Annotated in this window: 11 protein-coding genes; 9 read left to right on the plus strand and 2 right to left on the minus strand. The window is 57.6% G+C overall.

Annotated features, from left to right (window positions below):
* Together AB8B76_RS11915 and AB8B76_RS11920 are read left to right on the plus strand one after the other, a co-directional pair.
* Positions 1–870 (plus strand): SDR family NAD(P)-dependent oxidoreductase, encoded by an 870-nt coding sequence (locus tag AB8B76_RS11915; protein ID WP_405272744.1) that lies wholly within the window; start codon positions 1–3, stop codon positions 868–870.
* Positions 871–903: 33 nt separating this feature from the next.
* Entirely contained in the window at positions 904–1,716 is an 813-nt protein-coding gene (locus AB8B76_RS11920) for a DUF1295 domain-containing protein (RefSeq protein WP_405272746.1), read from the plus strand.
* Between the two features lie 44 nt (positions 1,717–1,760).
* Here the strand turns inward: AB8B76_RS11920 and AB8B76_RS11925 are convergent, their stop codons facing one another.
* The gene (locus AB8B76_RS11925) at positions 1,761–2,768 is read right to left on the minus strand and encodes an SDR family NAD(P)-dependent oxidoreductase (RefSeq protein WP_405272747.1); all 1,008 of its coding nucleotides are present in this window, start codon (positions 2,766–2,768) and stop codon (positions 1,761–1,763) included.
* Positions 2,768–4,300: a carotenoid oxygenase family protein gene (locus tag AB8B76_RS11930; protein ID WP_405272749.1), complete on the minus strand. Its 1,533-nt coding sequence runs from the start codon at positions 4,298–4,300 to the stop codon at positions 2,768–2,770. Before AB8B76_RS11930 ends, AB8B76_RS11925 begins: the two co-directional genes overlap by 1 nt.
* A gap of 146 nt (positions 4,301–4,446) precedes the next feature.
* Here AB8B76_RS11930 and AB8B76_RS11935 point away from each other — a divergent pair, with 146 nt between their 5' ends.
* From AB8B76_RS11935 to AB8B76_RS11965, 7 genes are all read left to right on the plus strand, one after another.
* Complete coding sequence (locus tag AB8B76_RS11935) at positions 4,447–5,358, plus strand: NAD(P)H-dependent flavin oxidoreductase (RefSeq protein ID WP_405272750.1); 912 nt, start codon at positions 4,447–4,449, stop codon at positions 5,356–5,358.
* Positions 5,355–7,025, plus strand: coding sequence for a class I adenylate-forming enzyme family protein (locus tag AB8B76_RS11940; RefSeq protein ID WP_405272752.1), 1,671 nt, complete (start codon positions 5,355–5,357; stop codon positions 7,023–7,025). Before AB8B76_RS11935 ends, AB8B76_RS11940 begins: the two co-directional genes overlap by 4 nt.
* Entirely contained in the window at positions 7,022–8,254 is a 1,233-nt protein-coding gene (locus AB8B76_RS11945) for an acetyl-CoA acetyltransferase (RefSeq protein WP_405272753.1), read from the plus strand. The genes AB8B76_RS11940 and AB8B76_RS11945 overlap by 4 nt, the downstream gene beginning before the upstream one ends.
* Positions 8,251–9,465: an acetyl-CoA C-acyltransferase gene (locus AB8B76_RS11950; RefSeq protein WP_405272755.1), complete on the plus strand. Its 1,215-nt coding sequence runs from the start codon at positions 8,251–8,253 to the stop codon at positions 9,463–9,465. Before AB8B76_RS11945 ends, AB8B76_RS11950 begins: the two co-directional genes overlap by 4 nt.
* Entirely contained in the window at positions 9,462–10,778 is a 1,317-nt protein-coding gene (locus AB8B76_RS11955; protein WP_405272757.1) for an MFS transporter, read from the plus strand. The genes AB8B76_RS11950 and AB8B76_RS11955 overlap by 4 nt, the downstream gene beginning before the upstream one ends.
* Before the next feature lie 94 nt (positions 10,779–10,872).
* Entirely contained in the window at positions 10,873–12,207 is a 1,335-nt protein-coding gene (locus tag AB8B76_RS11960; protein ID WP_405272758.1) for a phytoene desaturase family protein, read from the plus strand.
* A gap of 122 nt (positions 12,208–12,329) precedes the next feature.
* Positions 12,330–12,764: a lipocalin-like domain-containing protein gene (locus tag AB8B76_RS11965; RefSeq protein ID WP_405272760.1), complete on the plus strand. Its 435-nt coding sequence runs from the start codon at positions 12,330–12,332 to the stop codon at positions 12,762–12,764.
* Positions 12,765–12,907 lie beyond the last annotated feature (143 nt).

The following is a 12,907-nucleotide window of genomic DNA, read 5'->3' on the forward strand; positions in this document are numbered from 1 at the left end:
ATGAAAACCGAAAAACGGGTCGTCATTATCAGCGGTGCGGGGAAGGGGCTGGGAAGGTCCTATGCCCATTACCTTGCTGCAAGGGGCCTGGCTGTTGTTGTTAATAACCGACGTCATGCTAGCGACGAAGAGGCCAGTGCCGATGCGGTTGTGCGTGAGATTCGCGAGGCTGGTGGTGACGCCGTCGCCCATTATGGTGCTGCAGAAGACCCGCAGACTGGGGAGTCTCTCCTCGCGCTGGCGCTGGAGCACTTCGGGCGTCTGGACGCGGTCATCGCCAACGCCGGGGTCTCCGAGGGCGCGACCTTCAGTAAGCAATCACCGCAGTCCATTGAGCAAAACATTGCTATCAATCTGCTGGGCACCGCTTACCTGTTGCTGCCAACGTTCAGGCATCTCTATGAGCAGGGTTCGGGCCATATCCTGGTTAGTACATCTGCCGCGGGACTTTTTGGCGAGCACGGTCTGCCTGCTTACTCGGCTTCCAAGGCCGGTCTTATCGGCCTCATGCACAGCCTTGCCCACGAAGGTCGCTCCCATCGCGTGTTTGTTAATGCGATTGCCCCTTTTGCGCGCACACAGATGACCGAGGATACGCTCGCGGCCGCATCAATCCCCGGTCTCGATCCCAGGGAGGTCGCGCCGGTTGTCGCTCGGCTGATCGCGGCGGACAGTGAGACCAGTGGTGAAGTATTCATAGCCGCTGCCGGCAAGATAGCCCGCGCTGCCATGCTGTGCAGCGGCGCAAAAAACGTTAGCGATTGTACGGATGACGAACTTGACGGGGTGATAGCAGGCCTCATCGCGTCTCCCGTCGAGCACGAACACAGTAGCGCCGTTGCTATGTTCAAGGCGTTTATAAGCACATGACTCAGCACCGCCCGCGTGTTCAGGAAGACATCTATGATTGAAACAGCGTTGTCGCTACTGCCAGCATTACTGTTGAATTTTGCTGTTGCCATAAGCTGTGTCTTAGCCCTTTGGCTGATGAGTATTGCGCTGCGGGACGTGTCCATTATTGACATGGTGTTTGCGGTAATCATGTATCTGATTCTTGTCGCTTCCGCACTCGGTACAGAGCAGCTCGGTACTGCCGATAAACTCATGCTCGGCGTTGTAGGTCTTTGGGCTCTTAGGGTCACGCTGCATTTGCTGCGTCGCAATTGGGGGCATGGCGAAGACCCGCGCTACAGCAAACTGCGCACCTGGGTTGAGGGAGAGTGGGCCTTTCACTGGCTGAGTCTGCGCAAGGTTTTTCTTTTGCAGGGCGTGGTGCTGTGGTTTGCGACGCTGCCCGCACAAGTTGCCATTTTGCTGGCGGAGCCAATGTCTCCGACGGTGCTTAGCTACATGGGTGCGGCGATCGCTCTGGCCGGACTGGCGATTGAGACCGTTGCCGATTTACAGCTTGGCGCTTTTCGCGCCGACGCTTCCAAGCGCGGCACGGTGCTGCAATCCGGCTTGTGGCACTACAGCCGGCATCCCAATTACTTCGGTGAGCTCTGTGTGTGGTGGGGCGTGTTTTTTATGGCCTGCGCCAATCCGCTGGCCATCGTTACGTTGATTGGACCTTTGGTCTACAGTCATCTGATTGTGAACATCACGGGGCAGGCGACACTGGATAAGAAGCTCGCGCGGGAGAAGCCCGGTTACGCGGAGTACATGGAGCGCACTAACGGCATGATTCCGTGGCCGCCCAAAGCCGCGAAGGACTAATACGCCGCAGCGTCGTATTCAGGGGCACGCAGATTGCGAAGCCTTTACTCGGTTGTGCTGACTTCGTCGCCCTCGGGTCCGTCGGGACCCGAATCGGCAATTGTTGCCGCCAGGTCGCGCTGTAGAAACTCCACCAGTTCAGCGTCTGTGCACTGAGGGTTTACGGTGTGAGGAAAGACATGCTCGGGACGCGCAGCGCGGTCGAACCATATGGTCCGGCCTGCCTCCTGGGGGCGTTGGCTTGCCAGCCATAGAGCTGTGTCTGCACCCTCTGAAGCACTGCGCAGGATCACACCCTGAATCTTGTAGAACACGGGTAAAGACTTACGCACGCCCTCGGTACGCACCCAACCCGGATGCAGCACATAGCTGTGACCACCCCGAGCTTGAAGTCTCTCTTCCCATTGTTCTGATAAAACCACCTGACCCCGTTTATGGGAAGCATAGGCCACTTTCCCGCCATAACGTTTAGGGTCTGTGACGTTGAGCAGTTTGGTGTTCTGCGGCACATTGTAAAGGCCACCCGAAGCCATGTTCACGATCAGCGGTTTGTCGCCGAAAAGATCTGAATCCAACAGGCCCTCGGTGAGTTGGTATTGCCCCAGCAGGTTGGTTACGTAGGTTGCCTCAAAGGCCTCTGCAGTTACCTCGAGTTCGTTAAACAGAACGCCAACGTTGTTCTGTAGCACGTCGATATGTCTACCGTCACGGCGGAGGGTCTCAAGGAGCTGTGCAATAGACGCGATGGACGATAAATCGCAGACCATATTCTCAACCCGGGATGCTGCGTCGGAGGGCAGGGCGGCGCGCGCTGCTTCAAGTTTTTCCGCGCTGCGGGCCACCGCAATGACTGTTGCTCCGCCGGATGCGGCGCCCGCGACAATCGCAGCGCCTATGCCGCCGGAGGCGCCGGTCACAAGCCAGTGCTGACCGCTGAAATCAGGCTTTGAAGAACTCCATCCCAGCCTTCGGAACCAATAACCGGTGCGGCTGTAGGTCGGGGTAAAGCGCCCGTAAAAGCCAAGTATCTTGGCGAGATCCGCGAGCTTCATTAGGCGAAAAGATCCTCGCCGCGGACCCAGGTGGCGTGAAAGCCGTAGGGTACCCGCTGTGGCATCCGAACCCGTGCGATGGGGCCCTGCTCAATATCGCTGGCATCGAAAACCAGTGACCAGGACGACCAGTCCTTGCTGTCCGTTGCCAGCGTAATTACATAGCCGTCGTCTTCGGCGCTATCGCGACCGGCGCCAACCCGCGGCGCGAACACTGCCTCGCTTCCAAACACGCCCGGTCCATAGTCCCACTCCCAGCGACGCCCACTGTCGTTGTCATACTTCACAAGACCCGTAAAACGGAGCGTATGTCCGCCTTCATGGAGAAGGGGGATTCTTTGATGGTAGGCGTACCGGCTCTTCACACCTTTAAAGTGCAGATTGATCTTGTTGAATTCGGTATTCAGATCGTCGAGGTCGCCCTCGCGCACTTCGCCGGTCTTCAGATTGAAGCGCCATCGATAGTTGTTTGCTTCGAGGCGCATGTAAGCCAGCATGTGCGCAAGCTCTCCGCCGTCACCACCTGCGTCGGGCATGGGGTTGGTCGAGCGGCAGCCATCCATGATCACCCAGTCGCCTTCTTCCCAGCAGTTGCTGGTGTGGAGAATGTAGCAGGGCTCGCATTCGAACCACTTGACTGCGCTACTGCCGGCGCGGTCGGGGTAGCGCGGCGCGATACCAAAACGGGTGGGTATGTCAGTGTGAAAAGTAAGTACCCGTCGACGATGCTGCCGCAGCACATTCATGTCATGGAAAAATGGCAGGTCGTGGAGCACCATATAGTTTTCCGTGTAGCCCATGTCGTGGGGCAATCGCGGCCCAGGAAGTTCTACCTCGGTTTCGTGGAGTAGTTTGCCGCTGGCGTCGGCTACGCCATAGGTCATAAACGGTGGCTCATCGCCATAGTCAAAGAACAGGAACTCACCGGTCGCCCAATCAACGCTCGAGTGGGCGGACATGCGGCGGTGCTTGCGGCCCGCTATATCGAAACCCTGCATGGTGTCCAATGACTGGCCGTGGAGGGCGCAGGGATTGCCGGCGTTGTACCACATGGTAATGAGCTGGTTGCGGTAGTAAGCGACGTCGGTGTTAGAGGTGTCTTTGATCCCAAAGGGTGAGACGCTGTAATCAAAGGGGCCCATGACCCCCGGCGAGATGGAACGGCCGCTCTGGCGCTCTCCCTCAAGTGCTTCGGTCTTTATCCAGCGGTTGCTATAGCTGGCTTCGCCGCCTTTGAAATAAACGCCGTGCACCATGCCGTCGCCGTCAAAGGGGTGATAGCGATTCTTGGGCTCATAGACAGGGTTGGGGCCGTTACGAAAGTAGCCCCCCACGAGATCCGTGGGTAACTCACCCTCTACGGCAAGACCGTCTTGGGAGATTTCATGCACAGTTGGTGCATAGGGCCCGTGCAGATAGGGATTATCCAGTCCGTAAATCCACTGGGGCGCGTCCTTAAAGTGAGTGGCTCCGCCAACACACTCCTCAACCGAGGGGTATTCCATCATTAAACGCGCGGCGTCTTGCATCATTATTTCCCTTAAATATGTAGCTTTGATATCCGCAGTATATCTTTGAGGTATGATTATGCAAGTATCCGCTCGAGGCAGCTTGCACGGCGTATTTCCCTCGCTTAGACTGGGTTCTATAATAAAAGTCACTAGCCGGAAAACGACTTATGAGCGACCCGCTTGAACGCCTGCGATTGCCGGTATTCCAGGCTCCGATGTTTTTGCAATCAGGCCCTGAAATGGTCATTGCTGCCTGCAAGGCAGGCATCGTTGGGAGCTTCCCTTCAGTCAACGCACGCACTACTGAAGATCTGGATTCCTGGCTGGCGGAGATCACCGATGCCCTGGACGACAATAGCGCGCCCTGGGCGATTAATCTGATGATGCATCGCAGCAATAGCCGCCGTCTGGATGATCTGGCGCTTGCCGAGAAATACCGCGCGCCGCTTGTGATCACGGCGCTTGGCAGCCCTAAAGAAGCCGTTGAACGTGTGCACGCCTGGGGTGGAAAAATTCTAGCAGACGTGATCGATCTGCGGTTTGCGGCTAAAGCCGTTGCGGCTGGAGTGGATGGGCTGGTGCTGGTGGGCGCCGGCGCGGGTGGCCATACAGGACAGCAATCGGGCTTTGCCTTCGTACAAGAGCTGAGGCAGCACTTTGATGGGATTCTTGTGCTCGGCGGCGGTATCAGCACCGGGCGTGCTGTTCGCGCTGCCGAGATACTGGGGGCCGACTATGCCTACATGGGTACACGCTTTATCGCATCTAACGAGAGTAGGGCCGAGAACGCATACAAGCAGATGGTGGTAGATGCCAGCGGTAACGATATCGTCTGTTCTGATGCGCTAACCGGGGTCAAGGCCAATTGGCTGCGGGCCAGCCTCGAGCAGGCGGGATATGATCCGAACAACATGCCCCAGGCCGGTGATATCGACGTGATTAAGTCGGCGGGCGACGTGAAACGTTGGCGCGATGTTTGGGCGGCCGGGCAGGGCGCGGGATCCGTCAATGACATCCTGCCCATCTCAGCCATTGTCGAGCGATTGGAACGTGAATATCGGGAGGCCTGTGAGCTATGAATATGCGTAGCAGCGACGCGAGAATTGCCCGTCTGACGGACGCGGGTCTGTGGGGCACTGACACACTGCACGATCTGCTCGCGCGCAATGCGGCGGCGACGCCAGATCGCGAGGCTGTGGTAGATCCGGAAAACAAAGCCGAGCTCACCGGTCAGGCGCCAAGGCGACTCTCCGTGGCAGAGTTGGACAGTGCCAGCAGTGCCTGCGCCCGTGAGCTTGCGTCTCGGGGTGTGAAGGCTGGGGACAGAGTCATTCTGCAACTGCCCAATACCAGCGAGCTGATCGTTCTCTATTACGCGTTGAGCAAACTTGGTGCCGTGATATCACCTACCGCTGTGCAGTACGGTACCCACGAGCTAACGCATTTTCGAGACGAGCTGAATCCGACAGCGCTGATTACGGTCACTGACCTACGCGGCGCCAAACTCGCACAGCAGGGGCGGGAGGTGTTCGACCATGAACAGGTTTGGGATATCGCAGACGATCTGGATGTCTTTGCGGGCCTGAACGATGACCCCGCCGGAGATTGGGCTAGCGACGCAAATGCCACGCTTACTGTCGCCTGGACATCCGGCACGACGGGCACGCCCAAAGCCGTACCGCGCTCGCATAATATGTGGCTGGCCCAGGGGCGTCTCACCGGCTATGCAGGCCAGTTTAGTGACGGAGAGCGTTTTCTGTCGCCATTCCCCATGATCAATATGGCTTCTCTGGGTGGTATTCTTTTTCCGTCTGCGCTGCACAACTGCACCTTGGTCCAGCACCATCCACTGGATATTCCGCTGTACCTGAAGCAGCTTCAGGATGAGCGCATTAACTACACCCTTGCCCCACCGCCGTTGCTGAACCGTCTCGCTCAGCAGCCTGAAATGTGGGAGCAGTTTGACTACTCTGCACTGCGCGTCATCGGCTCCGGCTCGGTACCCCTTTCACCGGCGATGATCGAAACCTTTGAGTCACGCTTCGGCAAATCCATCATCAACTTTTATGGCTCCAACGAGGGCATCGCGCTTATCGGCACGCCGGAGAATTCGCCGTCACCGGAACACCGCGCAACGCTCTTCCCGCGTCTTGGTGCGGAGGGAGTCGACTTTCGAAGCTATGCCGAGGGTGCCATTCTCACGCGACTGAATGACCCCGACACGGGCGATGTGATCGAGGAGCCCGGCGTTGCCGGTGAGCTCACCGTAACGGGCCCGGGAGTGTTTGATGGCTACCTGAACCATGATGGCGAAGGCGTGTTTACTGAAGATGGATACTTCCGCAGCGGGGACCTTTTGGAGATCTGCCCGGAACAGCCCACGCATTACCGCATTGTTGGACGCTGCAAAGACATCATAAACCGCGGTGGTATCAAGCTGTCGCCCAGTGAACTCGACAGTCTTCTCGAGGGTGCCCTGGGTCTGGCCGAAGCTGCGGTCTGTGCCTATGCCGATGAAGATCTGGGCGAGAAAGTCTGTGCCTGTGTGGTGCCCCTGGAGAACGTCGAGGCGCCGACCCTTGAAGCGCTGCGCGAGCATCTGCGCGACAAAGGCGTGGCGCGCTTCAAGCTCCCCGAGCGTCTGGAAATTTTTGATGAATTGCCGCGTAATCCCCTGGGCAAGGTAACGCGCAATGTTTTGCGCGATCAGGTAGAAGCCCGCGAACACGATGGAGAAACAGCATGAGTGATGTATACATTCTGGGTGGGTCGCAAACCGACTTCGCTCGCAACTGGCACCGCGAAGGCCTCGACATTTACGCGATGTTTCGCGAAGTACTGGAAAGCGCTATCGCAGATGCCGATATAGAGCCCGCTCAGATCGAAGTTGGGCACGTGGGCAATTTCGTCGCAGACCTATTCTGCAGGCAGGGGCTCCTCGGCGGTTTCTTCGCTCAGGTATATCCTGAGCTAGCGGGTATGCCGACCTCGCGTCATGAGGCGGCCTGCGCATCTGGCTCCATGGCCATGTTAGGCGCCATGCGCGATATCGAGTCGGGACACTACGAAACGGCCTGTGTGTTGGGGCTTGAACTCATGCGCAACGTTGACGGGCAAACAGGCGCTGACTACCTGGGTGCCGCTGCATGGCAGGGGCAGGAAGCTCAGGACGCGGACTTCCCCTGGCCCTATATGTTTGATCGTATCAGCCGAGAATATGATGAGCGTCACGGCCTTAAACATGAGCATCTGGCGCGTATCGCCGAAATCAATTTTGGTAACGCTCGCAGTAACCCGACGGCACAAAGTCGCAGCTGGGACTTCCCCCAGGGCTGTTTCCGCGAAGATGACAAACTCAATCCCGTCGTAGAAGGCCGGGTTCGCAAGCTCGATTGTGGCCAGATCACGGACGGTGCTGCCTGCGTCGTATTGGCCGGTGAACGTGCCGCAGCGGAATACGCCAAGCGTAAAGGTATGAGTCTTGCGGACTTGCCTCGCATCAAGGGCTGGGGCCATCGCAGCGCACCGTTGTTGCTCGAGCAAAAGCTATCCATGAGTGCCGGTCAGCCGCTGCTCTTTCCTCATGCCGCGGGTGCGCTGACCGACGCTCTCCACCGTGGTGGCTTTGCTGCCGTGACGGACCTGGATGGCCTGGAGACTCACGACTGCTTCACGATCACGGAATATATGGCGATTGACCACAGCGGCCTTACGGCACCGGGAGAATCCTGGAAGGCCGTAGAAGAGGGAACGATTGAGCGCGACGGAGCGTTTCCCATCAACGCCAGCGGTGGCCTCATTGGTCTTGGACACCCGGTTGGGGCTACCGGCGTGCGTATGGCCCTGGATTGCGCGCGTCAGGTGTCAGGTCGCGCGGGTGCTATGCAAATCCGTGATGCGCAAAACATGATCACTTTTAATCTTGGCGGCAGCGCAACGACCTGTGCCAGCCTGTTAGTGGGTGTCGGTGCATGACTAGTGCGCTGATCTACGGCGGTGTGCGCAGTGCGCGTGCTAGAGCCAAAGAAGGTGCTGCACTCAATGGGATAACGCCGCAGGAACTCCTCGCGCAGCTCTACACGGCCCTTGGGGAGCGCACGGGGCTCGAGCCTGCGCATGTTGATGATGTTGTATTAGGCTGTGTTACACAGCACGGCGAGCAGGCGGGAAACATCGCTAAAGCATCGACACTCTATGCGGGCTGGCCTTTTCAGGTGCCCGGTCTCACCGTTAACCGTTATTGCTCCTCTGGCGTCGATGCTTTGGCCTTGGCGGCGCTTAAAATCCAGGGTGGCGTGGCACGCCAAGTGGTAGCAGGCGGAGTGGAGATGATGTCGCGGGTGCCTATGCTTGCGGACGATGCGCGGGTTTTTAAGGATCCCGGGTTCGCAACGCAGTGCCGCATGCTAATGATGGGCAGTGGTGCGGACCTCATTGCATCGCGTGCCGGCGTATCTCGAGAAGAGGCAGATCAGGTCGCATTCAACAGTCAGCAGCGCGCGGAGAAAGCGCGTAAAGACGGTCATTTTAAAGCGTCGATCGTGCCCATCCGCACACCGGATGGCGAGGCTCTCGAGGACGAATGCATACGTTCAGGCACAACACTGGAAGGTCTTGCGGCCATGGATCCGGTGTTTGCGAAGATTGGTGCTTCCGGCGTTGATGCCTACCAGCTCAAAGCCAGTCCCGAATTAGACGCGATCAACCACATTCATACTGCAGGCAATTCGCCGGCTATGGCCGATGCGGCCTGTCTGTTGTTACTGGGTGATAGCGATAGCGCCGCGTCCTTGAATGTTGCCCCCCGGGCTCGCATCGCCGACAGCGTTACCGTCGCCGCAGATCCCCTTGAGGTGCTCACTGGCTGTGTCGAGGCCGTGCGCGCCCTTCTCGACAAAACCGGACTGTCCGCTGATGACATAGATTTGTTTGAGATACACGAAGCTTTTGCCGCAACCAGCGTCGTGGCAGAACGCGAGTTCGGTCTTGATGCCGAGCGTCACAACGTTAACGGCGGTGTGATAGCTCTCGGTCACCCTATGGGCGCCACGGGCGCAATCATGACGCTCACACTGCTTGACGAGCTTGAGCGTCGTGGTCTTCGCCGCGGCATCGTATCGGCTGCCGGCGCCGCCGGATCGGGCAGTGCGCTGTTGATAGATCGCGACGCAGGTCTCTTTGGGTGAGTTCTTCCGCCGCAGGCAGTTCACTGAACAAGCCCGGGTTCTACGGGTGGAAGCTTGTGGTCGTCGTGTTCATCGTATATCTGCTCAATACGGCGTTTCCCTACTACGGGGGTTCAGTACTGAATGCCGTAATGGCAGAAGATTTAGGCTTCAGCCGCAGTGCTTTGGGCTACGGGTTCTCGGCATTTATCCTTTGCATGGGACTCACTTCACCGATGGTGGGTGTGCTCGTCAACAAGCTGGGTGTGCGTAAAACCCTCTTCATCGGTGGCCTGGTGCTCACCGTGGGTGCACTTTCCATGGCTGCATTGACCGCCACTGAACTTCAGTACTGGCTGTTTTTTGGCGGTATCAGCGGGCTTGGCTTCAGTTTGGGCGGGGTCATTCCCGTGCAATCAGTGGTGACTTATTGGTTCAAGCGCCGCAAGCCGCTCGCCATGTCCGTAGTGCTCTGTGCCTCCGGCGTTGGATCGATACTCTCCATTCCTATCCTCAATAACATTGTCGCCAGCTTCGACGGTGATTGGCGTATGGGCTGGTATTTTGTGGCTTTCACTTCAGCGCTGTCTGCGTTTATCGCCCTGATCTGGGTGAGAAATAAACCTGGGGATCTGGGGCAGGAGCCGGACGGCGGCGCACAGTCAGTGAGCGAGGTGTCCGATACGAAAGCCCGACCCGGTGCGGTGCCGGTTTATCAGTCGGCGGTTTCCTGGAACACCGCCGATGCGTTTCGAACGCGAGCGTCCTGGCTCATCGTAGCGGCTGCCTGCGCCTATACCATGGTGTTCAACGTTTGCATCGCCCACGGCGTGGTGCATCTGCGTGATCAGGGTATCGACGACGCCATGACCGCCAACTCCGTGGGCCTGCTGATTATGTCGAGCATCATTGGTCGTCTTGCTTGCGGTACCGTGGGCGGCCGAATTGAGCCTCGGCTGATCTGGAGTGGTGGGCTGCTGGCACTGGCTGCGGGACTGTTTGTACTTTCCATCACCACGGCTAATTGGCAGGTTTACGTTTATGCACTGTGCGCCGGTATAGGCTTTGGTGCGTCCTACGTCAGCATGGCCAACATCATGGGCAACTATTTTGGCCCCGACTCTTTCGCGCCGCTCCTTGGGGTTCTGACAACGGTAACCTGCGTAGTTGGTGCACTGTCACCGGCACTTGCGGGAATTTCCTACGATCAACTTGGCGGTTATGAACCGGCATTCAATACTTTTATCGGCCTTGCTCTAATCACCAGCGTCGGCATTGCTCTCGCGCATCCGCCACGCCGGGACAGAGCCACGACTGTTAGCAATAGTCCCTGAGCACTAGTAGCGCGAGCTGACAGTAGGCGCGCAGGCATGCTGTTTTAGCCTGCGGTACTTACGTAAAGGTACTTCGTTACCCGGAGAGCAATCCATGACTGATAATCACGATAACAACGCATTCGACGCTGTGATCATCGGCGCAGGCATGGGCGGCATGTGCGTCGCAGCGCGGCTCACAGCCATGGGCATGCGCGTGTTGGTGTTGGAAAAGAGTCGCCACCTGGGTGGCCGATGCGGGCATCGTCTGCGTGACGACAACGTCGTAACAACCGGTGCGCTAATGGTTCCCATGGGGCCTCGCAGCGCGATCCGCGAAGCATTTGATGCTGTGGGTGCTGAAATGAACATGGTCGATATTACCGGCCGTCTTCGCTACCGCCTCGCGCACGGAGATTATGATCTGCCACCGGGTGGTGGCGGACTGTACGGCATGATTGAGTTCGCGATGCAGGACTCCGCGGAGGCCCAAACGCTTTTTCAGCACATCCAGGCAGCGCTTACCGGCTGGACTCCAGTGGATAGCATCAGCATCCGTGAATGGTTTGATCAATACACGGACAACGAAGAAGTTAAAAACCTTTTTCAGGGTTACTGTGCCGCGCTCATGGGTATCAATCTTCATGAAGTGCCCGCGGGAGAGTTTTTCAGGTTCCTGAAATACAGTAGCAAAGGTAGCCGCTTTGGTATGGCCGTCGGTGGCAACGGCGCTCTGATGCAGGATCTTGCTGATGCGATGCAGCGCCGCGGCGCTGAGTTTCGCTGCGGTCGCGGTTGCAAGGGCATTGTCGTTGAAGACGGGCGAGTAGTGGGTGTGGAGATTAGCGATGGCGAAGGCGGCGAGGAGCGCGTAGCGGCTCGATGGGTTATATCGAACACCGGACCTGATCGCACGGTTGAGTTGGCCGGGGGCGAGGCTGTTTTTGAGCGTAGTTACATCGAGCAACTGAAATCGGGTCCATCCGCAGCGCCGATCATCCATGTGAGCTTCACCCTGAATAGGCCGCTCATAGAAAACTTCGATGGTTGTATGGTTTTCGGTAATAACCGCAATTTCATCTATCTGGAGATCCCAACGCTAATTGCTCCGGGTATATCGCCGCCGGGGCAATATCTGCACACGGCCTACGGCGCACCCGAAGACGCTGTCGATTACGACCTTGACGAAGCCCTGGCAAACACGCTCCGGGAGTTGGAAGCTAACTTTCCGGGTCTCAGCGCCGACGCGAGTTTTCTGGTGCGGGCAAAGCATCGAGGTGCATCGCCCGGCATGCATCGTTGGGCTGGCTATGGGATGCCACAAAATACACCCATTCGGGGACTCTATAACGTGGGTGACGGATGCGCTCCCCCCGGTACCATAGGCACCGAAAGCGCAGCAGCTTCAGCTCGGGAAGCGGCAGCAATGATTGCCGCAGAGTACCAATGAGTACCATTCGCTGCGTTCTGTCGGCGGAATTATCTTCGCGGCTTTGCGCGATCGCGCTCACAGCGGCAGCGCTTCCTTCCAACAACTTTTGAAAACCTCAATGCTCAGACGGGACATGCACGATGCTTAGTAAAGATGATCTTCTCGGTGCTTGGCACCTTGATTCCTGGACCATTAGCTACTCCGATAGTGAGAAGATCAGCCATCCGTTTGGTGAGAAGCCAACAGGCATGATTGTGTACACAGATGACGATTGGATGAGCGCCTCGATCAATCGCAGTGACCGTGATTTGCTACCGACGGGTTCGGCCTTCCGGCGCATTGATCCAGGCTTATTGGCAGATGCCTACCGCTCCTATTTTCACTATGCGGGGCACTACGCAATACAGGACGATGTGGTCACCCACACCGTCACTCAGAGTCTAAACCCGAATTTTGTAGGCTCAAAACAGCTTAGAAACGCACGGCTCGGCGGGCAAACGCTGGAGTTATCCGGTACGGAAGAGGTGGGCGGGGTGATTCGCACCCACAGGCTTTCATGGAGGCGTACGCTCTAACGCGCGTCGCATTGACCGTTGTTAGTGGGTCTCTATGACCTCGCCCCGTGAAGTTCGCTCATGACGAATGATCCAATTCCCCGATGCGTTCTGTGTGAGTACGTGGCTAAAACCGCCCTTTATGGTCTCCTTCGGAAACACAT

The sequence above is a fragment of the Congregibacter sp. genome (genome assembly GCF_045107095.1).
Lineage (GTDB): Bacteria > Pseudomonadota > Gammaproteobacteria > Pseudomonadales > Halieaceae > Congregibacter.

Excerpts from the sequence above, each read along its gene's own strand:
- AB8B76_RS11915 (WP_405272744.1), top strand. The coding sequence starts at position 1 with ATGAAAACCGAAAAACGGGTCGTCATTATCAGCGGTGCGGGGAAGGGG.
- AB8B76_RS11920 (WP_405272746.1), top strand. The coding sequence starts at position 904 with ATGATTGAAACAGCGTTGTCGCTACTGCCAGCATTACTGTTGAATTTT.
- AB8B76_RS11925 (WP_405272747.1), bottom strand. The coding sequence starts at position 2,768 with ATGAAGCTCGCGGATCTCGCCAAGATACTTGGCTTTTACGGGCGCTTT.
- AB8B76_RS11930 (WP_405272749.1), bottom strand. The coding sequence starts at position 4,300 with ATGATGCAAGACGCCGCGCGTTTAATGATGGAATACCCCTCGGTTGAG.
- AB8B76_RS11935 (WP_405272750.1), top strand. The coding sequence starts at position 4,447 with ATGAGCGACCCGCTTGAACGCCTGCGATTGCCGGTATTCCAGGCTCCG.
- AB8B76_RS11940 (WP_405272752.1), top strand. The coding sequence starts at position 5,355 with ATGAATATGCGTAGCAGCGACGCGAGAATTGCCCGTCTGACGGACGCG.
- AB8B76_RS11945 (WP_405272753.1), top strand. The coding sequence starts at position 7,022 with ATGAGTGATGTATACATTCTGGGTGGGTCGCAAACCGACTTCGCTCGC.
- AB8B76_RS11950 (WP_405272755.1), top strand. The coding sequence starts at position 8,251 with ATGACTAGTGCGCTGATCTACGGCGGTGTGCGCAGTGCGCGTGCTAGA.
- AB8B76_RS11960 (WP_405272758.1), top strand. The coding sequence starts at position 10,873 with ATGACTGATAATCACGATAACAACGCATTCGACGCTGTGATCATCGGC.
- AB8B76_RS11965 (WP_405272760.1), top strand. The coding sequence starts at position 12,330 with ATGCTTAGTAAAGATGATCTTCTCGGTGCTTGGCACCTTGATTCCTGG.